The 25,119-nt window shown below is 36.7% G+C and carries 21 protein-coding genes and 1 tRNA gene; 5 read left to right on the top strand and 17 right to left on the bottom strand.

The genetic code is table 11. The features are described from left to right. Positions 1-150: 150 nt before the first annotated feature. Positions 151-1,506 (bottom strand): branched-chain amino acid transport system II carrier protein, encoded by a 1,356-nt coding sequence (gene brnQ, locus A6J77_RS06130; RefSeq protein WP_083069089.1) that lies wholly within the window; start codon positions 1,504-1,506, stop codon positions 151-153. Positions 1,507-1,765: 259 nt separating this feature from the next. Between brnQ and A6J77_RS06125 the strand changes: the two genes are divergently transcribed. Continuing rightward, positions 1,766-3,289, top strand: a complete 1,524-nt coding sequence (locus tag A6J77_RS06125) for an FAD/NAD(P)-binding protein (RefSeq protein WP_083069087.1) — start codon at positions 1,766-1,768, stop codon at positions 3,287-3,289. 53 nt (positions 3,290-3,342) lie between these two features. Here A6J77_RS06125 and A6J77_RS06120 read toward each other — a convergent pair whose 3' ends face one another. The 6 genes from A6J77_RS06120 to map form a co-directional block, all read right to left on the bottom strand. After that, positions 3,343-4,326, bottom strand: a complete 984-nt coding sequence (locus A6J77_RS06120) for a DNA/RNA non-specific endonuclease (protein WP_227645134.1) — start codon at positions 4,324-4,326, stop codon at positions 3,343-3,345. Between the two features lie 193 nt (positions 4,327-4,519). Then, entirely contained in the window at positions 4,520-5,488 is a 969-nt protein-coding gene (locus A6J77_RS06115; protein ID WP_083069085.1) for a GMP reductase, read from the bottom strand. A 346-nt stretch (positions 5,489-5,834) separates the two neighbouring features. Beyond that, positions 5,835-6,731: a ribokinase gene (gene rbsK, locus A6J77_RS06110; protein ID WP_083069083.1), complete on the bottom strand. Its 897-nt coding sequence runs from the start codon at positions 6,729-6,731 to the stop codon at positions 5,835-5,837. A gap of 122 nt (positions 6,732-6,853) precedes the next feature. After that, the gene (locus A6J77_RS06105) at positions 6,854-7,846 is read right to left on the bottom strand and encodes an LCP family protein (RefSeq protein WP_083069082.1); all 993 of its coding nucleotides are present in this window, start codon (positions 7,844-7,846) and stop codon (positions 6,854-6,856) included. Positions 7,847-7,915: 69 nt separating this feature from the next. Further along, a complete protein-coding gene (locus A6J77_RS06100) occupies positions 7,916-9,529 on the bottom strand; it encodes an LCP family protein (RefSeq protein ID WP_083069080.1) in 1,614 nt (537 codons plus the stop codon). Between the two features lie 211 nt (positions 9,530-9,740). After that, positions 9,741-10,496: a type I methionyl aminopeptidase gene (map, locus tag A6J77_RS06095; RefSeq protein WP_083069078.1), complete on the bottom strand. Its 756-nt coding sequence runs from the start codon at positions 10,494-10,496 to the stop codon at positions 9,741-9,743. Positions 10,497-10,733: 237 nt separating this feature from the next. Here map and A6J77_RS06090 point away from each other — a divergent pair, with 237 nt between their 5' ends. The 4 genes from A6J77_RS06090 to A6J77_RS06075 all read left to right on the top strand — a co-directional run bounded on the left by A6J77_RS06090 (position 10,734) and on the right by A6J77_RS06075 (position 13,633). Continuing rightward, a complete protein-coding gene (locus tag A6J77_RS06090) occupies positions 10,734-11,441 on the top strand; it encodes a GntR family transcriptional regulator (RefSeq protein ID WP_083069076.1) in 708 nt (235 codons plus the stop codon). 106 nt (positions 11,442-11,547) lie between these two features. Next, positions 11,548-12,003 (top strand): flavodoxin, encoded by a 456-nt coding sequence (locus tag A6J77_RS06085; RefSeq protein WP_083069075.1) that lies wholly within the window; start codon positions 11,548-11,550, stop codon positions 12,001-12,003. Between the two features lie 16 nt (positions 12,004-12,019). Next, positions 12,020-13,267, top strand: a complete 1,248-nt coding sequence (locus tag A6J77_RS06080; RefSeq protein WP_227645192.1) for an aminopeptidase — start codon at positions 12,020-12,022, stop codon at positions 13,265-13,267. 48 nt (positions 13,268-13,315) lie between these two features. After that, positions 13,316-13,633 carry a hypothetical protein gene (locus A6J77_RS06075; protein ID WP_083069071.1) on the top strand — a complete coding sequence of 106 codons (318 nt, stop codon included), beginning with the start codon at positions 13,316-13,318 and terminating at the stop codon, positions 13,631-13,633. Positions 13,634-13,712: 79 nt separating this feature from the next. On the opposite strand, the gene A6J77_RS06070 is transcribed toward A6J77_RS06075, so the two are convergent. The 10 genes from A6J77_RS06070 to A6J77_RS06025 all read right to left on the bottom strand — a co-directional run bounded on the left by A6J77_RS06070 (position 13,713) and on the right by A6J77_RS06025 (position 24,967). Continuing rightward, positions 13,713-14,117: a GtrA family protein gene (locus tag A6J77_RS06070; RefSeq protein WP_227645133.1), complete on the bottom strand. Its 405-nt coding sequence runs from the start codon at positions 14,115-14,117 to the stop codon at positions 13,713-13,715. Positions 14,118-14,119: 2 nt separating this feature from the next. After that, positions 14,120-15,070 carry a glycosyltransferase family 2 protein gene (locus tag A6J77_RS06065; protein ID WP_083069067.1) on the bottom strand — a complete coding sequence of 317 codons (951 nt, stop codon included), beginning with the start codon at positions 15,068-15,070 and terminating at the stop codon, positions 14,120-14,122. Positions 15,071-15,089: 19 nt separating this feature from the next. After that, positions 15,090-17,720: a YfhO family protein gene (locus A6J77_RS06060; RefSeq protein ID WP_102950025.1), complete on the bottom strand. Its 2,631-nt coding sequence runs from the start codon at positions 17,718-17,720 to the stop codon at positions 15,090-15,092. Positions 17,721-17,763: 43 nt separating this feature from the next. Continuing rightward, positions 17,764-19,131, bottom strand: a complete 1,368-nt coding sequence (locus A6J77_RS06055) for an oligosaccharide flippase family protein (RefSeq protein ID WP_083069064.1) — start codon at positions 19,129-19,131, stop codon at positions 17,764-17,766. A gap of 37 nt (positions 19,132-19,168) precedes the next feature. After that, a tRNA-Arg gene (locus A6J77_RS06050) sits at positions 19,169-19,241 on the bottom strand. Positions 19,242-19,277: 36 nt separating this feature from the next. After that, a complete protein-coding gene (locus A6J77_RS06045; RefSeq protein ID WP_083069062.1) occupies positions 19,278-20,039 on the bottom strand; it encodes a glycosyltransferase family 2 protein in 762 nt (253 codons plus the stop codon). Between the two features lie 12 nt (positions 20,040-20,051). Then, positions 20,052-21,161, bottom strand: a complete 1,110-nt coding sequence (locus A6J77_RS06040; RefSeq protein ID WP_083069060.1) for a hypothetical protein — start codon at positions 21,159-21,161, stop codon at positions 20,052-20,054. After that, positions 21,162-22,448 carry an O-antigen ligase family protein gene (locus A6J77_RS06035; protein ID WP_083069059.1) on the bottom strand — a complete coding sequence of 429 codons (1,287 nt, stop codon included), beginning with the start codon at positions 22,446-22,448 and terminating at the stop codon, positions 21,162-21,164. It lies immediately after the preceding gene. A 42-nt stretch (positions 22,449-22,490) separates the two neighbouring features. Then, a complete protein-coding gene (locus tag A6J77_RS06030) occupies positions 22,491-23,660 on the bottom strand; it encodes a glycosyltransferase (protein ID WP_083069057.1) in 1,170 nt (389 codons plus the stop codon). 140 nt (positions 23,661-23,800) lie between these two features. After that, the gene (locus tag A6J77_RS06025) at positions 23,801-24,967 is read right to left on the bottom strand and encodes a nucleotide sugar dehydrogenase (protein ID WP_083069056.1); all 1,167 of its coding nucleotides are present in this window, start codon (positions 24,965-24,967) and stop codon (positions 23,801-23,803) included. Positions 24,968-25,119: the final 152 nt, after the last annotated feature.

Here is a 25,119-nt window from a genome sequence, read left to right as displayed (position 1 = left end):
AATATACATTTATTATATTTTTGTTGGAATACGTAACAGTTCATATATGCAATAAAAAATAATCTCTATAAGGTTTATAAACGATAGTTGAATGTTGCAAACAAAAAACACCTCACTTCAAACCAAGAAGTAGAGGTGTTTTCGATTCGTTTAACTAGCTCTTTTTTCTTTTTCAGTAAGAATAATACCTATAACGAGTCCAAGAAGAGCTGGGACTAGCCAGCCGAATCCGTAGGCGTAGAATGGTAAGACTGCTTCGGCAAAATGACCGATTGCGTCCCCACCAATTAGGTTGAAAATGCCATCTGGTAATGTTTTGATGAAGTCAAACAAGGCAGCAGCCATAGTAAAGCCAGTTACCCAGCGGTAGACATGCTTACTGGTGTAGACGGGTTCACTTAGGGCTAAAATCACAAGTGAGATCGCCAATGGGTATAGGAACATTAATACTGGCGTAGATAAGCCGATTATCGTTGTTAAACCAACGTTTGAAACGATAAATGATAGGCCAGCGAATAAAAGCGTCCATTGTGTTGATGATAATTTACTTGGAAATAGCTCTTCAAATGTTTCCGCACAGGCTACGATTAATCCAATAGCAGTTTTCAAGCAAGCAAATACCATCACAATGGCTAATAAGATTGAACCAGCTGTACCGAAGTAGTGTTGGGTGATCAATGAAAGCGCGACGCCCCCATTTTCCTGAACATCAATAAAGCCACGACTTTGTGTACCTAAAATAGCTAAGCTGAAATAAATTAAACCCATTAATATAGCAGTTAACAAACCAGATTTTACTGTTGAACTGGCCAAGTTTTTAGGTTCATTCACGCCTAATTTACGGATTGAGCGAATAATAATGATACCAAAAGCCAATGCTGCTAATACGTCCATCGTATTATAACCTTCCAAAAACCCTTGGAAAAAAGCTTGATTTGAATAGCTAGCAATCGCTTCAACTTCAGCTACGCTTATTTCTGGCATCGTAAATGCACGAATAAAAATAATTGCTAAGAAAATAAGGAACACAGGATTTAAGAATTTACCTATATAATCCATAATATTTGATGGCCGAAGTGATAATGCTAAGGCTACACCGAAAAATAAGGCTGAATAAATCAATAAAGCAACGGGAGACTCAGCGAAACTTGTTGTCGCAAAACCCACTTCAAAAGATACAGATGCCGTCCTTGGACTAGCGAAGAACGGCCCTATGGTTAAATACAATGCTACCGTGAAAAAATATGCATATTTTCTAGAAATCTTACTAGCTAAATGAAAGACACCCTCTGAGTGCGTCATCCCCATAGCAGCTACTGCTAATAAAGGTAGCCCAGTTGCAGTAATGATAAATCCTAGACTTGCTTGCCAAACATGGTTACCAGCCATTTGTCCCATCAAAACAGGGAAAATAATATTACCAGCACCAAAAAATAAGCCAAACAACGTGGAAGCTACGACAATGAGCTCGCGCATTGTCAGCTGTTTATTTAAATTTGGTTTCATAATTGTAACTCCTTTTCGTATTCAACAAAAATACCATATCCTAACATAAAACAACATTACATTAAGATAAAATTTAGGGAATTCTAATCCTATCCTCTTTTGATCTACAAATATTTCGTGGGCGTTTCTTATAAAATATAGGAATGTGCTATAATTTATAGCGATAATAGAGTGGGGAAAGTAGACGCAATAATCAAATATATTTCAATATACTTTCGTCCGTACAAAAAATTTTTTAACAACATTTAAGGAGAACACTATGCAAATCGCGATTGTAGGATTAGGTGTAGCTGGAAATGGCACCCTAAAAGCCCTAATTGATTTTAAAAACCAACATCCAAAGCAGTCCTTAACAATTGATATTTATGATGAATCTACGTCCTTAGGCAGTGGTTTCCCCTATCAAGAGGACGACCATAAGTTAGTAATGAATTCATATGCGAAAGATTTGTCTATCGAAGCAGATAATCCTAATGATTTATTAGACTGGTTGTCATACCACCACAAAGAATACTGTAATCCAGGAGCCTTTATCCCCCGTGCAATGTACGGTGATTATCTAAAAGACCGTATGAAACATTATTTAGACAATGACCACGTTCATATCCATTACCAACGTATTCAAGACATCCAAGTTGTAGATCAAGCAGGTAGTCATATTACAGGCAGCCAGGAAAAGAATTACCACTATCAATTACAAACAGCTGATGGTCATTGGCAGAACACCATCTATAACGTCGTTTTCTTAAATATTGGGCATCCACCTTATGCAGATCGCTATCACTTAATGGGGCACAGTGGATATATCCATGATCCATACCCGGTAAAGGAGAAACTTGCCGCCATTCATCCAAATAAAAAGATTGGCATCATTGGATCCGGCTTAACTGGTCTAGATGTTATGCGTTACCTGCAATATCACTATGCTAATCAGCTCGCTCGTTCAATCACCTTCTTTACACGATCTACACCATTCTCCTCTGTCAAACAAGGGCCATATGATGGTTATATTCAGGCTACGTTTAATATGGATTGGATTAAAAATCAGCAGTCAGCCCATAATGGTTATATCCCGCTAGATAATATTTTGGAAACTTTTATGGGAGATATGGCAGTTAATAATGTAGATGTTAAACGCGTAATTGACCGATATAGTAGTGGCTCTATCACGCAGATTCGTCAAGAATTAGCCCACTACGATCGCGATTTACATATATTCCAAATTTATGCAGGTATTGTCACGCCTTATTTGCCTTATATATACATGGGCATGTCGGTACTGGACCGCAATAGATACAAGCAAGAATATATGCCTATTTTTGAACATTTCAGAAGCCAAATGATACATGAAGCCCTAGAGGATATTATGCAGTGGTATGATGAGGGGAAGGTGACCTTCCACAGTAAACTGGCGGATATCAAACCGTGTAGTGACGGTGGGTTTGAACTGATTTTTGAGAACGGTTCAAGTAAGCATGTGGATATTTTAGTGAATGCAGCTGGATTTGAAAGTCAATTACTACCGGCAACACAACAAGTTGTATTCATAAAAAACATGGTTAACCGTGACATATTTACCCCTGCCTTAGACGGTGGTGTGCTAGTCACCTGGCCTCAAGGACAAGTCATTTCTCAACGGTATGGAACACTCGACAACCTCTTCTTGACAGGACGTTGGATTATGACCACACAATACGGAAACAACAATGCACAAATGTCTTTTGCCTTTGGACAACAAGTCGCAAAACAATTTCTAGATCGGCAAGTAAAAGCGTATAAATAAATAAAAGTCTGACTTGATTGCAATGCTTCTTAAATCAAGTCAGACTTTTCATTTTATACTGCTAATTGATTGGACCCATCGCTATAATCAATTTCAATCCCTGGTTGAACATTTGGAATATAGACATGGAATTGCAATTCACCACCATCCTCAATGGAATAAGCCTCCATGAAAATCCCGCGCGCCAGTAGTTCATCCCCCATGAATAAAGGGGTAATCCGGTAGCGGACATGATTTTCACTATCTTCCACGTAGGCAGCCACATAGTTTTCAAAAGGTAGCATACCTTCCACATTGAAATACCGGGTCCCAGTCATCAAGTTCAGCAAATTATCCTGCTGACCAGTCAACTGAAAACCAATTAAATGACTTCGGTTATACAGCCAGCCAGCCGACACTATATCATACCGGTTTTGTTGCCAACCAGTTGGGGTAATTGCGGTCAAGGCTTCTCGTTGTTCCGATTCAGCCGGCATCAAGTCCGCCCCTAACAAGGCACTGGCTTCAGACACCCGCCCCAAATCATCCAAAGGGCTATACCGCTCCCAAGATTCTTCAACATCCGTCAAATCCGCATCCGTAAAAATCGGCACATTGTCATTGACTTCAACATAAGCCTGCCCATCCGGCACACTAGGCGAGTTCTGGTGGTAGAGCTGACCTAGATCCTCAGCCTCCTCTAGCGAGGAAGCCCCTTGTTGGCTTTCAGATGCCGATTCACCACCAGATTCTGATTCAGATGAAGAACTTGCCCCATCCCAACTACTGTCTTCTATAGAAGAAGATGCTTGGTCATTCTTGTTCCCTTCATCTGCTTGACGCACCCGCGACGACTCAGACGCTAATTGGTGGTCCTCCAAAATCTCCTGGTAAATCGACGACGTCCGGGACACCTCTTTAGCCACCTCAACCGGCTCACCCAACCGCTCTTCCGCCATCCGGTTACCTACCCATAGAAATAGAATCAATCCCGCCAGGACCAGCATGGCCAATAACCGCTTATCCTTAGGTCCATTCTGCTGCTTTCTCGCCACCATCAACACCTCCCTCTCACAAAATATCTACCCTTTATCATACCATATTTCCCTTTTTTCTGGGCAAAAGGGCCAGAACTTTCATGGCTGACAAGCCAATTTATCCGAATTTTTCGTCAAGAAAAGGACTGTAGCTTTTAGCCACAGCCCCTGTAAAATTTTATGATTAACGATGGTTATAGTATCGGGCTTAAAATTAGTCACCGTTGTAAATAGTTGGTACGATCATGTAGTCAACCGTACGTAAAGCACCTAGGTCACGACCACCTGCGTATGAAATACTTGATTGTAAATCTTCTTGCATTTCACGCATTGTGTGCCATAAGCTACCGCGGCTTTCAATCAACATTTTCTTACCTTCAACGTTTTTGTAGATACCTTTTTGGAATTGAGATGCTGAACCAAAGTACTCTTTGTAAGTTACACCATCTTGCTCTACAGTTTCACCTGGTGATTCAACGTGGGCAGCTAATAATGAACCGACCATAACCATTGATGCACCGAAACGTACAGATTTAGCGATATCACCATTTGTACGGATACCACCATCAGCGATAATAGGTTTACGCGCTGCTTTAGCACATAATTTAATCGCTTGTAATTGCCAACCAGCAGTACCAAAACCAGTTTTGATTTTAGTGATACATACACGACCTGGTCCAACCCCTACTTTAGTAGCGTCAGCACCAGCGTTTTCTAAATCACGCACTGCTTCAGGTGTTGCCACGTTACCAGCAATCACAAATGTTTCCGGAATTTGTTCTTTAATGTATTTAATCATATCGATAACAGTCTCAGAATGACCATGAGCAATATCAATTGTAATGTAGTCTACGCGTTCACCACTTGCTTTGATTTCATCGATGAAAGTATATTCTTCTGGTTTTACACCAACAGAAATTGAAGCAAATAAACCTTCAGCATTCATATGCTTGATAAATGGCATACGTTTTTCTGGTTCAAAACGGTGCATAATATAGAAGTAACCTTTGCGGGCCAATTCTTCAGCTAACGCTTCATTTAATACAGTTTGCATGTTTGCTGGCACAACTGGTATTTCAAATTCACGACCTCCAAATTTAATTGAAGTGTCTGCCTGGCTACGGCTTGTAATCACACATTTAGCAGGTATTAATTGGACTTGTTCATAATCAAAAGTTTCCACGAATTCAACTCGCCTTTCTCTCTATCAATATCTTCAACAACAAAAGGTGTCCGTAAACACCAATTCGTATTCTACACACTTACTTTCTGAATTGCAAGTTTTATTTATTCGTTTTTCAGTAATTTGTCAAATTTTATCCGAACCAAGGCATAAATCGACTGCTTTTTTCACTAATAAACGAACATTAAACTCTAAAACTAACCGGAACATTACTAAATTCAAAACAAGCAGTTTTACCTCCGCAAAATTTGTATTGAAAGACGAACTTTTAATCTCACAGAATTTTTATTTAAACAAAAAAGAAACTAGCTTTTCACTAGTCTCCCCCTTGCAAAAAAATCTACCTTTATACTTGCCAGCTATCATTAAATTTTTCATGCGCTTTTAAGGCATCAATCGTTGGCATCCCACCTTGGGCCCCAAATTTTTGAACTGATAAAGAACCTGCAATTGAGGCAAATTGAATGGCGTCAGCTAAGCTATTACCTTTAGATAAGGCCACGGTAAAAGCACCTGAGAAGGTGTCGCCAGCACCTGTTGTATCGACTACATTCCCTTTAATCGCTGGCACATGGACAGCCACTTCTCCATCATGGTAACGCACCCCGTCACCACCCATTGTAATCAATAACTGGGCTGGGTATTGCCCCAATAATACATCCGTATCCAAATCACCAAACATCTCTTTGGCTTCTGTTTCATTTGGCAATAAATAGTCCACTTTTTCTAAATAGCCTTTGTCAATTTCAATAAAAGGGGCTGGATCATAAGTCACCTTAATGTCATGCGCGTCTGCCAAATCGATTAAATACTGAATAGATGGCATAGGGATTTCATTTTGAATCACGAAATAGGTACAAGCTAACAAGTCCGCTTCCACTGATTTCAAGTAGTCAACGGTCACTTCTTGGTTAGCACCAGGCACATAAACGATGGCATTATCCCCTTCAAAAACGGTAATATGAGCTGAACCTGTTGTCGTATTTTCAATTGTTCTAATAGCTGTCACATCCACACCATTTCGCGCTAAATTGGCCTTAGTTTCTAGTCCAAATTGGTCGCTACCAACGCAACCAAACATTTGCACCTGTCCACCTAGTCTTGCTGCTGCTACCGCTTGGTTGGCTCCTTTACCACCAAAAGTTGTTTCAAAAGCTTGACCATAAACCGTTTCACCTTGCTTTGGCACACGGTTTGTCGTCACCACGAAGTCTGTTGAAATACTACCAATTACACCAATCATTTATAATTCCCCCTCATGTAGCACTATTACCTTTATTATACGTTATTCATGCCAGCTAAACAGAATTTTTCCAAAAAAAGAAGCCGCGCACTACACACGACTCCCATTGTACAGATATTCAACTATTCTAATTCTAAATGTTCTCTAAGTTCTGTAGAGGTTTCTGAAATTTGCGATTCAGATAGGATATTGTAGTAAATACCTGTCGACATATCGCCCGTACCTACTAAAGTAGTAGATTCAACATTTTCAGAGTCAACTCGGTAGTTCAAAGCTAATTGGGTCATATCTGAAACAGTTAAGTCAGTAACCACATTGGCTTGTACTGTGTCAAACAAGCTACCTAGAGACCCAATATTTGATACATCAGAATACTTATCTAAGATGGCTAATAAAACTTGACGTTGACGGTCAGCGCGACCATAGTCACCATCTGGATCATCGTAACGGTTACGAACGTATGCTAGGGCTTCAGCACCTGTTTCCAAGGTGATTTGACCTTCTGGGAAGGTATATTCATCTTGAGAGAAACTGAAATCATTGTATAAGGATACCCCACCAATTGCATCGATGATGTTCATCATGCCCGTCATATTCACTAAGGCATAGTAGTCAACCGGCACGTTCAATAGGTTTTGAACTGCATTGATTGAACCAGATGCCCCACCGGCCATAGCATAAGCACCGTTAATCTTGAAATCAATACTTGAAACATAAGTATCACGTGGAATGGATACCATTTTAGCAGTTTGTGTATTCGGGTTAATGGTCACAAGAATCATGACGTCAGTATTTTGTTCACCAGTCGTTCTCGTCCCCCCTGAGTCCATCCCCATGAGTAAAATAGAAATTGGCTCTTTATCCGAAACAGTCACTTCTTTTTCACGGACTTCTTCTACCGGTTCCGCACCATCGGCGTCCGCAGGTTGATAAATCGCGTCTCCTGTTTGGTCAATTCGGTAGTATGAGTATGCAAGAATCCCACCCCCAATAATTAAAAAGGCTAACAAAACCCAACCAAAACAACCCAATAAGCCACGACGTTTCTTACGAGGACGCTCCTCATGATACGCTTCCCCTTGACTTCTACGATGGCGACTTTCTCTATTTGCCATATAATCCCTCCTCCTCAAAGATAGATATAAAAACTTTTACAAATTTTATGCTGTTTAGTATTATATGATTTATTCTGTAACGGTACTTTCTTCAACAGGCATATCGGTCACAGGTTCTTCAGATGTAACCGGCGCTTCTGACGTGGCAGGTGCTTGTTGACCCGTTTCTGGCACGCTTTCTTCAGGTACTGTCGTTGATTCTGATGTCGCCGCCGCTTCATTACTATAAGTGTCGCTATAGGTATCTGTATAATCTGATGTTTCTGAATAAGTAGATGAATCGTAATATGTTCCCGTGTCTTTTTCCGTAGCTGTGTCACTGTAAGTATCTAACTCAGTACTTGTATCCTCAGTCACAGTGCCACTTGGGTCAAAGCCAGCAGTAATATGTTCTAGCAATTCATCATCTAAAGTAGTTGGAATTGTTTGATTTTCATTTTCATCGATTAAGGCTGTGTTCCCTGTTGATTCTAAGTAGTCATTAATTGAATAACCAAATATGTATTTGACTAGTTCGTTCAAGTCTTCCCTTGAATATACCCCTGCCTCAATGGCCATTTCGTCATCTGTTAAGACGCCGTCCCAATTCAAGTCAGACACTGGGAAGTAGGTTGATTCAACCCCATACTCTACAGGGTAAACAATAGCTGAGTTAGTTGCTTCATAGTCTAAATTGTCTTGCATGATGGATACAATTTCTAAACGTTCTAGCTCTGGAATTAACATATAGTAACCAAAATCAAGGTTTAGGTCAACATAGTCATCAAAGACTAATTTATTTAAATTATCCAAAGCTGGCAGGTAATTGGCTTGTAAGGCAAACATATTATCCACTGTAATATTTGTTTTGATATCGTCACCTACGGCATCTAAGATGTCATTGTAATTGGTAATGGTCCCAAGTGAAATGACCTTATCTACTACCTCTTCGATTAATTGTTGTTGTCGTTTTTCACGGCCAATGTCGCCTTCAGGATCCGATTTACGCATCCGTACGTATTGTATGGCTTCTAAACCAGATAAGGTACGTGTTTCGCCTTCTGTAAAAGAAACCTCGTTTTGAGTAAAAGTTAAAGTTGGTGTAATATCCACACCCCCAAGGGCATCAATCACATCCATAAACCCTTGCATATTGACATTCACATAATAATCAATTGGCATATCTAAATAGCGCTGTAGAGAGTTGATTGTCCCTTCAATCCCATCATAATTCATATAAGCGTGGTTTAATTTATCAAATTCATCCCTATCACTTTGGACCCCTAAGGCATCCCTTGGAATAGAAACGACAGTTGATTCGTTGGTCTTTGGATTAATGGTGAAGACCATCATTACATCCGTCCGTGTCTCCTCAACATCTTCATAATAAAGTGCCCCACTATCAAGGCCTGTTAGTAAAATAGTAATCGGTTCGCCATTTTTTAATTGGGTATCCGCATCACGAAGTTGCTTTGAATTCACATCTTCATAAATATCAGAACCGAATCCAGAAATATCAGCATATACTTTAAAGGCAACCGCACATATAACGACTACCAAAGCCGCGACGCCTAAAATCCAATAGGTCTTCTTTTCTTTAGGTAACCATTTTGAAGATCTTAGAGCTTTTAAATTGAATGATTTCTCTTTTCTATTATTGCGCCGGCTAGTGCCCTGATTGTTTTGATTATCTTGCTTTGTCATAAGCGCTCCTCTGGAGAATTATTAGGAAAATTGCTGGGTTCTCTTTGCTAAAAATATCTGGTTTATCTTGTGAAACTTAAGCAATCTTTACCAATTTACATTATAGCATAATGAAAATTAACTTCATTTCAATTTAAATAATCTTAATAATTATTTATGGCAAAAAACCATTAAGTTTGCATGACAGCCCTTAATGGTTCCGTTATTGTGATTAATCTTTTTGTTGCGTTAAAATAATCGGCCCATCTTCAGTAATGGCTAAAGTATGCTCATACTGTGCTGAACGCCCGCCGTCAATTGTACGCGCAGTCCATCCATTGGCATCCATTTTGGATTGCCATTTACCAGTATTCACCATTGGTTCAATGGTAATCGTCATCCCAGCGCGTAAACGTTGTCCTTTACCTGCTACGCCGTAATGTGGTACAGATGGTCCTTCATGCATTGTTGGTTGAATACCATGACCCACGAACTCACGCACCACAGAGAAACCTTCCCCTTCGACATATGCTTGAATTGCCGCACCGATATCTCCAATACGGTTACCTACACGTGCCTGTTCAATACCTAATGCTAATGCTTTCTTAGTAACATCCATTAAACGCTGACCTTCTTCGTCCACTTCACCGATACCATAAGTCCAGCAAGAGTCGGCAAAGTATCCATCTAATGATAAGACAGTATCTACACTAACAATGTCCCCATCTTTTAATGCGCGATCAGGAAATGGAAAGCCATGACAAATTTCATCATTAATAGATATACAAGTTACATATTCATAACCTTCAAAGCCTACTTGTTCCCGAATACCACCTGCTTCAGTAATTTTCTTATCGAAAAAGGCTTCTATTTCCATTGTGGTTACACCAGGAACCATCATTGGACGCAATTGTTCATGGATACTAGCTAGTAAAGCTCCTGCTTTTTTCATGCCTTCTATTTCACGGGCAGATTTTAATGTTATCATTCACTCTCGTCCTTCCTTTATATTCACATTCATTATACCCTAAAATCAAACGGAATAAAATTAATCAATAACCCATTCTACCATGTAACCGTTTTAGTTTTTTATAACTTTTAATGATAATATTTGGCTTTTCCCCTATTAAACTGGTATGATTAAGTTAGTAATAAAACGTTTTTGCATATTTTTAACAGGCAAATATGAAACGTATCAACCAATGACCTGAGCGAGGTGAATGGCATGGGAAAAACACAGAAACTAGAACAAGTTGCCTACTTACACATAAAAGATCAAATACTTAGCGAAAACTGGAAAACAGGATTCCATATTGTTGAAGCATTTATCTCTGAAGATTTAGACATTAGTCGTAGTCCGATTCGTGCTTCTTTAAGTACGCTAGCGGATGAAGGTTATGTAGACATGATTCCATATCGTGGATTCTTTGTAGCCGAAAACCCACCAAAAATTGACTTTGTTGCCCATCGTTTACGTTATGAACTAATCATTAGCTACAGAATGTTAGACCAAATGATTAAACAAAAAGTAAAAGGTGAAGAATACAAGACCCTCTTAGAAGAAAAAGTGATAGCAGTTAGAAAAGCTTACGATGAAAAAAACTTCGACGATTTCTTAACTACTAGCGAAGCCATATTGAAGACAATATTGGATATTGGTAACCACGACTTTTTAGTCAAAGAAGCATTAGAATGCTCTCGGACTGTCATGACAGCTATTTTAGAAAGATACCAGTCGGATGAACCTACTGATTTCATTTTGGATATGTATCCATTTATGATGTACTTAGGTGATATCGTACGGTTGATTTCAGAAAACCGCTTTAACGATGCTCGTGTATTATTTGAAATTATCTTTAACTATTTAAAAATTCAACTACCTGAAGAGACTCAAGTAGCATTTGAAAACATTGATAGCTATCGATTGGCTTAGACAATTGCCTATATATTAAATGAAAGCACTCTATATCGTCAAAGAGTGCTTTTTTTGCTATAATTTAATTGGGAATGAAAATTATAATTGAAAGGAGCGAACCATATTGCCAAAGGCACTAGTTACCTTTGCTTCTTTAACTGGAAATGATGAAGAAATAGCAAATATTATGACCACATCCTTAGTTAATTTGGGCGTAGATGCACGTATGGTAGAATGCCAATCTGTATATGCGACTGATTTTCTAGAAGAAGATATCTGCGTTGTCGTTACTTATACTTATGGGGCTGCAGCAGATCTACCAGATGAAATAGTGGATCTTTATGAAGAATTGGCGGATGTAGATCTAACAGGAAAAATATTTGCAACATTAGGGTCTGGTGAGTATGATTACGAAGAGTTCTGTAAATCCGTTGATGATTTTACCTTACAATTCAAAAAAACCGGTGCAACCCAAGCTGGTGAAGCTGTGAAGATTGAGTTGTATCCTGAAGATGAGGATATCCCTCTAATTGAACAACTTGCTCAGCAATGTGTAAATACCTATCAAAAACAACAATAAGTATTAGGAGGATTTAATCTATATGAAAAATTTTGACCAATTATTAGACAAATATGCAAACCTATTAATCGAAAAAGGCATTAATGTACAAAAAGGTGACAATGTAATGATTTACATTGCTGTCGACCAAGCCCCTCTAGCCCACTTCTTAGCAAAACATGCTTATGAAAACGGAGCTCGTCGTGTACACTTCACTTGGAAAGATGATTACACTAATCGCTTAGACTTCGAATACCAAACTACAGAAGATTTAGCCGAAGTTGCAGACTATACTGTAGCCCGCCAAGAAGATTTAATTTTAAATCAAAAAGTGTCACGCCTTTCAATCGTATCTGGTGACCCAGATTTATTAAACGGTATTGATCCAAGTAAGATTGACACAGTACAAACCAACCACGGTCAAAAATTAAAAGTTGTCCGTACTGCGACAATGAATGATCAAGTTAAATGGACAGTTGCAGCAGCTGCTGACTACGGCTGGGCGAAACACGTTTTCCCTGAATTAGCTGAAGATAAACAAGCAGCAACAGATGCATTATGGGATGCCATTTTCAAAGCTAGTCGTGTATACGAAGCTGATCCAGTAGAAGCTTGGAACAACCACCGTGACTTGTTAGACGAAAAAGCACAAAAATTAAACGATAAACAATTCAAAAAATTACACTACACTGCACCTGGTACAGATTTAACATTGGGTTTACCTGAAGGTCACATCTGGGTATCTGCTCAAAGCTTTAACCCTGAAGGTTCACCATTTATCGCTAATATGCCAACTGAAGAAGTCTTCACAGCACCAGATACAAACGTGATGGATGGCTATGTGACTTCAACAAAACCACTATCTTACGCGGGTTCTACGATTGAAGGCATCAAAGTAACCTTTGCAGACGGTAAAATTGTAGACGTTACAGCTGATAAAGGTGAGCAAATCATGAAAGATTTAGTCTTCAACAATGATGGTGCACAAGGTTTAGGTGAAGTTGCCCTAGTGCCTCATAAATCACCAATTTCTCAAAGTAACCTAACATTCTACAATACCCTATTTGATGAGAATGCTTCAAACCACTTGGCAATCGGTGCTGCTTACCCAACTAATGTTAAAGGTGGAACTGACATGTCAGAAGAAGAATTACAGGCAGCTGGTGTCAACCGTAGCCATGTTCACGTTGATTTCATGATTGGATCAGCTGAAATGGATGTCGATGGTATTGACGCAGATGGTAACGTATTCCCTATCTTCCGTCAAGGAGAATGGGCTTTCTAATCACCTAGTCATTAATTACTTTTACACACAAGTTAAAGGAGGTTGACCATGTCACGCGATCAAAAAAATAACGAAAACGACTTGAATGAACTATATAATCGTTTAAAGAACATGGACCGACAAAAAGTTGAGGAAACCCTGGAATATCTAGACAAAGGGTCGCCCAAGTTAAACTGGTTATATATCACCCTTGCCGTGGCCATTATTTTTCTTTTAATTTGGTTAATTATGGTAATGAACCCTAATGAAGATGTGGCGCCAACAATCGATAGTTCTAAAGAAATCAATCTTCAAATCCAAGAGATGGAATCTCGTATCGAAGCCTTAGAGGGCCAAGTCGACAGTTTAGAAGAAGCAAATAATTAGTATAAACAATAAAATCGCTACCAAGTACCTAGAAAACTAAGTACATTGGTAGCGATTTTTTAGTGATTAACATCATAATTTATTTGAATATAAATACTTTACTAAAAATATAATTCAACAAGACGACCACAATTTGTGTTACAAGTTTTGCCCAACCTTCTCCTATACTTAGGTAGGTTAATAAAAACATTAACAACATGTCAATCAAAAAAGATAATAAACGGAAAGTGACAAAGCTGGCAAATTCTTTAAGAATTATACGTATTGACCATTCTCTTGCTTTAAACACCCAAATCTTATTGGTAATATAAGCAAATATAATAGATAAAATCCAAGCCACTGTATTAGAAACAAAAAGACTTGATACTTGTCTCATTAGAAAGAATGACACAATATTGACTAATGTTGTTAATACGCCAAAAACTACATAGATAACAAATTCTTGATTAAATAACTGTTTCTTCAACTTATCTATAAATGCCATCATTAATCCTCGTTCCACTCTTCTCTTAAATCTGCTTCAGTTTCTTTAATAATAAATATGGGTCTATTTTTAGTTTCTAGGAAAATTTTGCTAATGTATTTTCCGATGATACCGAGACACAATAACTGAATACCGCCGATAAACAAGATAATCACTACTAGAGAAGGCCACCCCGCAGTTGGATCTCCGAATATTAAAGCGCGTAATATTATGATCAATCCTGCAATAATAGAAATGACGAACATCAAGGCTCCAGAATATGAAGCAATTGACAAAGGTACTTCAGAAAAATTGATGATTCCTTCTACTGAATATTTAAACAAGCTCCAGAAAGACCAAGTAGTATTACCAGCGACTCTTTCTCTATTTTCAAATTCAAGATAGATAGTATTAAATCCTACCCACGAAAATAATCCCTTTGAAAAGCGGTTGTACTCTGTCAACTCAAGAATAGCATTCACCATCTGTCTGGTCATTAACCGATAATCACGTGCCCCATCTACAAATTCCGTATCACTAATTTTATTCATGAGGGAATAAAATTTTTTAGCAAAAAAGCTACGGATAGGCGGTTCCCCACCGCGGTCTACTCTTCTCGTTCCAACACAATCAAGGGTTGGATCTTGGTATAGTTTATCAAGCATTACTGGCAGTAATTCAGGTGGATCTTGCAAGTCTACATCCATTAAAGTAACAAAGTCCCCTTTAGCTTGTTTTAAACCTGCATAAATCCCTGCTTCTTTACCGAAATTTCTTGAAAGCGAAATATAGCGCACTTGATCATTCTCTTTGGCTAGCTTTCTCATTTCATTTAAAGAATTATCCGATGAACCATCATTCACAAAAATATATTCAATATCTTGATCCATCAATTGCTTTACCTTTTCCATTTCTTTGTAGAAAAGATGAATAGATTCTTCTTCATTATAACACGGTACAATTACTGATAACATATATCTCTGACTCCTCCTTTTAGTTGACCTTTTGACTAGTGATTTTAAACAACTTACTGAATATTTTGCTGTCTAGCAAAATTAAGATCAATAGAGACACTAGACTCACAACTATTGAACTATATAAATATGGTTGTACAAACTTCATTTTGATATTTAATTGACCTTTTGGTATTTTAAATCCTATCATACCATTGTTAACATTTTCTATTGTGATTTTTTCATTATTGATCTCTAATTGCCAACCGTCTTCATAGAATATTGGTAATACTAAATAGGTATAACCATCACTGTTATCAAAGTTAATCTCTAATTTATCTTGTGCTAGTTCCAAATTGTAATCTAATTTTTTATCTTCATTACTTCTTGCTTCCAACTGATCATATGATAGTCCATAAATATGATTGATTTCAAAATCGTAGCCGCTACCACCAGCAAAATCAAATAAAATTTGGTCATTAAATGGGATAGTTACTTGGTGATGAAATTGTTGCAGAGCATATTTATCCTTTGGTGATTTCATTTGAAGTTCCATGCCATTAATTAAATAGTTATAGTTACCAGTATAATAATCTGTATCAGCTTTTAACGTATAATCAATTATAAGCTCATCATAGGATTGACCTGCATCGATGTTAGCAACTAATTTGATACCTTCATCCGATTTTGAAATATAATTATCGTGATAGAAATTATTCTTTTCTATACTAAAATTTAGGTCATTTTTTAGGTCTATAGATAGCGGCTGATTTTTACTAGAAGTAGTATATACGCCATCAATTAATTGTAAATCCTTGAAGTCAAGGGATGTATTATTAGTTATTTGATATTGATTTTTTACTGGATGTATAAAAGCAAAAGGATATTTATTTTTATAAACGGATAATTCACCAAAACTTTTAATTTTCTCATATCCAGCAGGTACAATATATTGCTCATCTTCTTTAGCGATAACGTAATCAATTTGAAATAAACTATTTGTTATCTGTCTAGCACCCAATCCATCGATAGAAACACTGCTATCCTTAATATTAGTTAAACCGAAAAAATCTATAAAATCCTGTTCATATTTATTTTGAAAGCTCGAATAATTATTAAAGGTACTTTGCTCATATGCTATGCCTAAATTAGCCATGCCCGCATATTCTATACGATAAAAGCTATTTGCATCATTCTCAATAAAGTTAATAGCTTGTGATATATTCGTGTTTGGATTTTCAAATGTATCAAATAAATAATCTTTAGTGACTGCTTCCATATTATATTGTTCAAATAGTCGTAAATTAAACTGATTGATGAACGGTATTGTGAATAAGAATAATGCTACCAAAGCTATGAATTGTGTTCTAGCTTCTTTTGTATATCCAAGAACTACATAGAATAGCATCGCAATACCTATAAGCATCATAAAATATTTTCTATTAATGTTATAACTATTATCCATAGATTTTAAAGTACTGTAATAAATCAATAATGTAAGCCCCGAAGCCAAGATACTTGATTTTAGAGATTTATGTTTCAATAATTGTTCAATACCAATGCCAATTGTAATAGCAATAAATAAATAAGTTATGTAGTGCCACCGATATTGTGGTGTACTTAATCCGTTGAAAATACTAGCCACTTTAGGGCTATAACGAATGATAATTAATATTGTCGTGAAACAACTAAAAAATTGAAATATTTTTGATCGATAATTTTTAACATTAAAAATTACGAGTAAATATATAAAAGAAACAACTTGTATGGGGTCTGAAATTAATATCCTTTCAAATGAAAAATTCTCTTTATCCCAAAGTGGTGCGATTACATCTACACTACTTCTACTGTTATCGAGAAATCCTTTAACAAATACTATAAAACCTATAGATGAAATACCTACTCCAAGCATCCCATATATTATTATTTTCTTTAATTTTTTATCCCAGGCTATTTCATCTTTATTTAATGGTATGAACAATCGCATAATAGCATAGCAACCACATAACAATAAATTTGCAAAGGCAAAGTATCCGTTATTAAATAAGGTCAAAGCTACACCTAAACTAAATAACCAACCCTTTTTGCCTTCAAAAATCCATTCTACTCCTAACAAGATAATCGGCAACCATAACATGGCATCTGTAAAAAAATCCCAGAGAACAGCATGTCTGAAATAAATAGGAGCAAATGCATAGAATGTAGCTGCAAAGATAGACACGGATCTGCGTACTTTAAATTTCGAGATGCTTATACTTGCGAAATATGCAATTAAGCTAGATTTGATAACCGAAAGAAATAAGGAGATTTCTCCCCAGTATACAATATCTGGAGTGCTAATTATCTGACATTTTTCCAATATCCAAGTTACCAATACCGTCATATAATAAAATATAGAAGTTGTATAATAGTAACTTAATTTGGTTAGAAAGTTTCCACCTCCACTGTAGTTAAAACTGTAGAAAAAATTACCTTTAGTAAATTCTTTATATAAGAAATCTTTGAAAATTAACATTTGTTGCGTCTGGTCATTCGGCCCAGCCATTAATAAATTATCGTGCCATTGATTGTTAATAAAGAAAAAATGCATCAAAATTGATGCACTTATCAATAATAAAATCACAAAAAATTCTTTAAAAATTATCTGCTTATTTATTTTTTTTATTTTCATATATTCCTTTTCTCCCCCAAAATAAACTACGAAAATATCTTTTCTAATCTTCCATCTTTACAATTTGTTGGAAAATATCTTGTAACTCTACTCGCTTCATAACCAAAATAATAGCTAAGAAAATGGCATATGCAAAGAATCCAATGTAAGTATTTAATACATTCGCCGTAAAGTAAAATACTAGTACATGACTTATGATCAACAACCACTCGTTGGTATCACCCTTCATAGCCGTAAACTCACGCCGTGAAGCATAAATGTACCACAAGAAATAACATAAGGTTGTCGCCCATGCAATACCAGATAATGATTTAGTGATAAAGAATACGATGGCTACAAAAGCAAAGGCCAATACCGCATATAAAATTGAGTCGCGGATATATTTTCGCTCACTTCGTTTAGCCTTGTATAGATTGGCCACAACGATTTTTGAAATCATAATATATGGAATCGATACAAAGGTAATGGATAATAACTCGATTGAAGCAACATAGTTAGGTAAGAAATACTCAATAATCCACTTAAATACAAAGAATCCTAATCCACCAAAAATACCTAGTAATAGCGTCAATTGTTTGATTACATTAGCAACTCGAGGTGAATCCGTCTTTGATATTAAATTATAAAAAACTAGAGCCACAGCGTTAACGATTAGAATAATAACGTTTAACACTGAGTTTTGGAACGAATATTGTGCGAATTCTTCAATTGGGAATCCCCAGTTAGCAATCCACGAACCAATATTCCCAACAAAAGTTAACGACATATTTGCTAACAAGATTAAAAATCCGACTCTAAAAATTTCAAATTTATCTTTTACAGTAAAGGCGGGATTAAAACCTAATTGCTTAACAAATCGGAATTCATAATAGATGTACATTAACACATAAGACAATACATTTAATATGATATAGAATACGTAGTCTTCCGATTTAAAAATAAAAATTCCGATCAACAACAGTGCGATATAAGATACTGACCGGAACATTGATGCTACGGTAAATGTTTTAAATTGACCAACTGCTTGTAAAAAATTTGATTGATACGTTGTCACATTAGAAAAGAAAGTAACGATAGAAAATAGAATCAGTACCGGATCTTTTGTGATTAAAGAAATCAGAAACATCCCTATAAACATAATAAATTGGAAAAAGTTGGCAAAATTATGTTCATCTCTGATAACATTTTGATCTAAGTCATTTAATTCCTTACCACCATACTTAATATAAATTCCATCCGCAAATCCTAAATGGAAAAGGTAGGTAAAACTCAGGTACAAGGTATATTGCCTATAAGACCCGTATTGCGCGACAGTCAAGATCCCCGGCAAGATGAAACCAACGATAAAGCTAGTCCCGAAACCGACAATATTAGACATTGCAACGCTTAAAATGTTCTTTAAAGTCTTCATTTTTATCCTCACAATATTTCTGCTTTAATTTTGTTAACGGTCCCGAGAAGATTCGAACTTCCGACACCTCGTTTAGGAAACGAGTGCTCTATCCCCTGAGCTACGAGACCAGATAATGTAAGTGGATAGGCCACTTACATTCATCATTATAATCTTCTTAATATCGCATTGACAACATAGGAAGCGAAATAGTAACTTGCTTTTGGTAGTGGTAATTTTTCTAAATTGTAATAGGTATTCCAAGTACGTTTTAAGGCACCTACTCTGTCACTTGAAATTGACCCTGCAACTTGTCGATAAGAATTTAAAGGTTGAGTAATACCAAAGGCTGAAATGCCCGTTTCCCGCATGATCTGTAACCAAGTTGCAGTATCTTGACCTTTTCGTACAAGAGGCATCCGGAAATCACCAATGATATTTCGATCAATCATCACTGTTGAACAAGCAATAGCCGTATTTTTCAATAAACCAGTATAGTCCAAGGAAATGGGTACATTGGCTTTTTCTTTCAGCACTTGACCCGTTTCATCAACAAGACGAAAGTCCGTGTAAGAAAAAGCGATGTCACCTTTTTTCATGAATGTGATTTGTCTGATTAATTTATCCTTATCCCACACATCATCTGAATCGACGAAGGCAATATATTGACCTTGGGCCGCTTCAATACCAGTGTTTCGAGCTACAGCGGCACCACTATTTTCGGCTAAATTAATCAGTTTAATTCGGCTATCTTCTGCTGCAAACTGTTCGATAATTTCCAGGCTGTTATCTGACGATTGATCATTCACTAGTAACATCTCCCAATTAGCATACTCTTGGGCTTGAACACCTTTAATCGTTTCACCAATGAATCGTTCAGCATTATAGACCGGTGTTACTATTGAGATTAAATTGGATTGGAAAGTCATCTGCTTTGCCTCCTATTTCAAGTGAATAATCTTCACTCTTGATTCATACAACTTACTCAATTCAAATTGATTTTGATACCAATCTTTATCAGTAGTACCTGATTCAACAAAGATAATCACTTCTTCAGGCGCTTGATCTTCAACATTTAATTGATTGCTAACTGGTAGCTGTGTGTTTGAGAAAGCTTGGACAATTTCATTATCTGTCGTTTGCGCTAAGGCAACTCTACTTTTATCAGCTGGAATCATTAACCAGTTATTTAAATTTTCTGTATTAACCTTTTTGCTATCTACTAACCATTGGTAGTCATCAAAATCCCAAATGTAATCATACGCATAGGTAATTTTCTTACTGAAGAAATGTAAGACAAATAATACGACTGTTGATAAAATCACACCTAGAACCCCACCTAAAACAGCATAGATGAGTAATGAGCCACCAGTTTCTTGTGGTTGAAGCCCTGATAATGTCTCAGGTGTTGGAATCATCATATTTTCTTCAACAATTAAATCTTCACCGATATCTGGTGTAGATAAGAAAGTAATGTCGTAATTTTCATAAATTGGTACATTGCCATCAACAATATATTGATAGATAGCTTCTGCCACAGCTAAGTTTTCTTCTGCAGTTTGCCCCACTAAGACACGCATAGTGATTTCATCCGTAGAGGTATTTCGAACGGCTGCAAGTCCTCCACGGAAGTCGCGTGATTTTTCTAGTCCAACATTTTCTTGTGCTTCTAGCGTAGTGGTAATATCGACACCAGAAATCTCTTCTAACTCAGCCACAATATCTGGACGAGATAATAATTCATCTAAAATAAATGAATTACCTAAAATTAACCCTTCTGGATTGATGCCCACAAAAGAGAATTCTGCTGGCTCTTGTTCATATACCGTTGCTAAATGGTTATATGATGCTTCGATTTCTTCTGGTGTTAATTCTGCATTCGCAGATGTTTCAGAAGTTGCTTCACCAATTGCAGAGTTTTCAATGTAATTGGTTAAAAGCATCCGAGCACCTAAGGTCAATCCCATGACAATGATTGCGCCGATTATAATTTTGATGATGTTATTGATGAAAAATCGCCATAGTTCAGCAATTATTGTTAATAAACTCATTTATTCTACCCTCTTTTTCTTTCCAAAAACTTGTGCTTCCATAATACCAATGTAGGCAATAATTAATCCGAAGAATACCCAATGCCATTCAATTAACATATTATTAGCACTTGTAATACTTGCACCAATAAAAACAAGTAAAAATGAAATGAATGCATTCATAATCTTCTGGTGCATTCTATTGACAAATTTTTTCAAATTGAATAGACGATATATCATCAAGGCGTATCCTAAGACATAGGCGATAAATATGAAGGCGCCATAGCCCACGAGGATTTCTAACCACCAATTGTGAATATTAAAGATATTATTGGTTGGTAATGGTCCAAATATCTCCATCCACACTTCTATATTACCAGCACCTACACCAAGACCGAAAGTCTTACCTAAGTACATTAACCCATTTCGCCACATATTCATCCTACCCACATCTCCAGAAATTACCGGTCTAGGTAAAATATAAATTAAGTCAGTAACCATCCCTCTAATTGGCGGGACGAAAGCAAAAGCGAGTATAGCTAGTGTTAAGACAATACTTCCGGTAGTTAACACTTGCTTTCTTGTGAAATCCCAACGAACGCCTAATAAGACATATATACCGTAAAAGGTCAGTGCCATTAGTAAACTCATCCGTGAGCCGGATTGGAAAATTAAAAACGTTGATAAAAGCATACATAAAAGCGTTAATAATTTCTTCAAACTATCCTTCGTTGTATTCATAAGAATTAAGTTAATTGGTAATGTCGCTAATAATATTGTTGCATAGTCATTTTGGTTGGCAAGATAAGTGATTGGTATCCTCGTCCACGGTTGCGTCACGAAGGTCGAATATTTGTCCAATTTACCCAGATCGGCAAGTAAATAAATATTTGTGGTGATTTCAAATAATCCCCAAATACTTAAAAAGGTCATCATGATCCATACTGCTTTGATTAAAGTCCGCCATTGGACATAATCTCTAGTCCATAAAAAGATACCAACGATACTGGATATCCCTAAAGTCAACAAGACCATCGCTTGAAGCCAAGACCCTAGGCTCATCGCCCAAAGGACCGAGCATAAGGCCCATACCCACCAAAGTAGATAAACAGCTACCATTCCGGTAGCATAGGAATTACGGTGGATTTTAAAAGCTTTTCTATCTTTAACTAAGAAAAAGATGACCATTGGAATCACTAATAGCGAAAATATCCGATATATTGAAATCTGACCTACTGGTAAAGTAACGGCAATTAAATTGGACCCAAGGAAAACACTAGATACCAAAATAATAAGATATGCTAGCAAGGTTTAATCGCCTCCTGACTATTTAAAGCACGATAATGAATTTTAAAGTTTAAAGTCATCGATTTTCTCCACAAAGAAATCTACATACAGTTTCGCTGATGCCTCATTTGAAAAATAATTATTCTCCAAAGCAGCTAACCGTTTTTCTACTGATGGAACTGATGAATTGGCCATTTGTTGTAATGACTCAAGCCATACCTGTCCATCATCGTCTAAGCTACAAGTAGCAACCATACCCAAGTCTAAGTCAACTTCAGAAGTAATTATATCTGACATCACTGTTGGCACACCTGCGCCTTGCACTTCGACAACAGTCGTTGGCAAGCCTTCAGTAAAGGACGGTAGCAGTAAAACATCTAAAGCTGGATAGAATTCAGAAATTGGACTGATTCTACCAGTAAAAATAACGGTATCGAGAATATCCAAGTCTGCTGCTTTCGCCTTCAATTCTTCTTCTAAGTTGCCTGACCCGATAATTAGAATCTTTGCATTAAGATTATTTTCTTGAATGGCTTTTGCAATTTCAAATGTTTTATCGTGATTTTTCACAGGCATTAAACGCCCAACATGGCCTATTACAAGGGTATTTTCATCAAGGTTATATCGCTTGCGCCCCGCTTCTCTATGTTGTGCATAGACATTATCCGGATTCGCATACTCCTTCAAATCAATAGAATTTGGAATAACCATAGAAGTATCTAAATTGGTCTTTGGACCAAATACGGATTTAATGGCTAAGCGACCACAACCAACAATATCAGTAGAAATCCGGGTGTTTAGTTTTTGATTAAAACCATGAACAAATTGGTCTTTCTTATTTTTGATTTTATAATCATTCACTAGATGGGCATGAATATAGAACTGTTTAACGCCATATTTTTTTGCTATACGGTAATAGGGAATTGCACGATAGCCTTCAATATGACAGTGAACTAAATCATAGGTCTCCTGTTCAAATGGTTTTGAAAAAGAAGATTTAAAGGCTTTGAATCCATATTTTTTTGGATTAACCAGACGGAAAATCCGACCGCCAGTCGCTTGAATAGCTTGTTCAAATTCTTCGCTACATTCATCATAGGTGGCCACATCAAAGGTCACATTATACTTAGGCATTTGCTTGGCTTTATTTAAAATAAACGAGGAGATGCCTCCACCAAAGCCACTCATCACATGTAAAATGCGTAATTGTTTTTTATTTTTCGCTTCTTGCATCTGATACTCCTCCCTGAGTTCTATTAACGCTCATTTTCAGAATCTTAACTATTATACTATACATTTAAAAAGTATAAACGGATAAAAAATAATGTATCTAGAAAACTCTAGATACATTGTTTAATCTATCCATTTAAAAATTAGTTGTTGTGGTAAACGTCCCGTGTAAATACTTTGTTCGGAACATCAGCTAATTCATCAGTCATTCTATTTGTAATGATAACGTCCGCTTTATCTTTAAAGTCAGCTAAGTCAGCAACTACTTGATAATTATCGTATGTTGCTTCTTTCCAAGTTGGTTCATAGATAATGACTTCTAGACCCTTCGCTTCAAGTTGACGCATGATGTCTAGGACAGCTGATTCACGGAAGTTGTCAGATGATGATTTCATTGTTAGACGGAAAATACCAACTGTTTCAGGTGATCTTTCAGCAACTGCATCCGCAATAAAGTGTTTGCGCGTTTTATTTGCTTCAACGATAGCTGAAATAATGTTATTTGGTACACCTTCAAAGTTCGCACGCAATTGTTTCGTATCTTTCGGTAAGCAGTATCCACCATACCCAAATGAAGGGTTGTTGTAGTGTGTACCAATACGTGGGTCTAGTGAAATACCATCAATAATAGATTGGCTATTTAAGCCTTTCATTTGTGCATAAGTATCTAATTCATTGAAGAAGGCTACACGCATCGCTAAATATGTATTTGCAAACAATTTTACGGCTTCAGCTTCTGTTGGTTCCATAAACAAGACATCGATATCTTCTTTTTCGGCACCTTCAGCTAATAAGTTAGCAAATTGTTTTGCTTGATCAGTGTGGTCCCCAACAATAATACGAGAAGGATTTAAGTTATCGTATAAGGCTTGTCCTTCACGTAAGAACTCTGGCGAGAATAGGATACGGTCTGTACCTTTAGCTTGACGCATTTCTTGGGTAAAGCCAACTGGAATTGTAGATTTAATAATAATTGGCGCTTTAGTATCTTGTAATAAGACATCGTCAATTACACCTTCAACTGTTGATGTATCAAATGAATTTGTTGTTTCATCGTAATTAGTTGGTGTTGCAACAATGACAAAATCAGTATCTTTATAAGCATCGTCTTTATCAGAAGTTGCTCGTAAGTTTAAAGGTTTTGTTGCTAAGTATTGCTCAATTTCTTTATCAGCGATATGTGCTTGTTTATTATTTAACATGTCTACAATTGTTGGGTTCACTTCTAACGCTACTACCTCATTGTTTTGTGCTAGTAAAATGGCATTCGCCAATCCTACGTATCCTGCTCCCACTACCGTTATTTTCATTCAAATTGCCTCCTGCGAATGTATATATTTAATTTTTTACATACTTCCATTGTAACACTTGTCGTTAATACTCTGAAATAAATTATATCATACCTATACTTACCCAATATTTAAAAAAAAATTAAATAGCCTTTTGGTATACTAGGTATAAC

The organism is Aerococcus viridans (genome assembly GCF_002083135.2).
Taxonomy (GTDB): Bacteria; Bacillota; Bacilli; order Lactobacillales; family Aerococcaceae; genus Aerococcus; species Aerococcus viridans_C.
This window is presented reverse-complemented; position numbering and strand designations above follow the sequence as displayed.

What these genes read in the sequence shown, in the direction of transcription:
- brnQ (WP_083069089.1), bottom strand. Translation starts at nt 1,506, where the DNA reads ATGAAACCAAATTTAAATAAACAGCTGACAATGCGCGAGCTCATTGTC.
- A6J77_RS06125 (WP_083069087.1), top strand. Translation starts at nt 1,766, where the DNA reads ATGCAAATCGCGATTGTAGGATTAGGTGTAGCTGGAAATGGCACCCTA.
- A6J77_RS06120 (WP_227645134.1), bottom strand. Translation starts at nt 4,326, where the DNA reads ATGGTGGCGAGAAAGCAGCAGAATGGACCTAAGGATAAGCGGTTATTG.
- rbsK (WP_083069083.1), bottom strand. Translation starts at nt 6,731, where the DNA reads ATGATTGGTGTAATTGGTAGTATTTCAACAGACTTCGTGGTGACGACA.
- A6J77_RS06105 (WP_083069082.1), bottom strand. Translation starts at nt 7,846, where the DNA reads ATGGCAAATAGAGAAAGTCGCCATCGTAGAAGTCAAGGGGAAGCGTAT.
- A6J77_RS06100 (WP_083069080.1), bottom strand. Translation starts at nt 9,529, where the DNA reads ATGACAAAGCAAGATAATCAAAACAATCAGGGCACTAGCCGGCGCAAT.
- map (WP_083069078.1), bottom strand. Translation starts at nt 10,496, where the DNA reads ATGATAACATTAAAATCTGCCCGTGAAATAGAAGGCATGAAAAAAGCA.
- A6J77_RS06090 (WP_083069076.1), top strand. Translation starts at nt 10,734, where the DNA reads ATGGGAAAAACACAGAAACTAGAACAAGTTGCCTACTTACACATAAAA.
- A6J77_RS06075 (WP_083069071.1), top strand. Translation starts at nt 13,316, where the DNA reads ATGTCACGCGATCAAAAAAATAACGAAAACGACTTGAATGAACTATAT.
- A6J77_RS06070 (WP_227645133.1), bottom strand. Translation starts at nt 14,117, where the DNA reads ATGGCATTTATAGATAAGTTGAAGAAACAGTTATTTAATCAAGAATTT.
- A6J77_RS06065 (WP_083069067.1), bottom strand. Translation starts at nt 15,070, where the DNA reads ATGTTATCAGTAATTGTACCGTGTTATAATGAAGAAGAATCTATTCAT.
- A6J77_RS06060 (WP_102950025.1), bottom strand. Translation starts at nt 17,720, where the DNA reads ATGAAAATAAAAAAAATAAATAAGCAGATAATTTTTAAAGAATTTTTT.
- A6J77_RS06055 (WP_083069064.1), bottom strand. Translation starts at nt 19,131, where the DNA reads ATGAAGACTTTAAAGAACATTTTAAGCGTTGCAATGTCTAATATTGTC.
- A6J77_RS06045 (WP_083069062.1), bottom strand. Translation starts at nt 20,039, where the DNA reads ATGACTTTCCAATCCAATTTAATCTCAATAGTAACACCGGTCTATAAT.
- A6J77_RS06040 (WP_083069060.1), bottom strand. Translation starts at nt 21,161, where the DNA reads ATGAGTTTATTAACAATAATTGCTGAACTATGGCGATTTTTCATCAAT.
- A6J77_RS06030 (WP_083069057.1), bottom strand. Translation starts at nt 23,660, where the DNA reads ATGCAAGAAGCGAAAAATAAAAAACAATTACGCATTTTACATGTGATG.
- A6J77_RS06025 (WP_083069056.1), bottom strand. Translation starts at nt 24,967, where the DNA reads ATGAAAATAACGGTAGTGGGAGCAGGATACGTAGGATTGGCGAATGCC.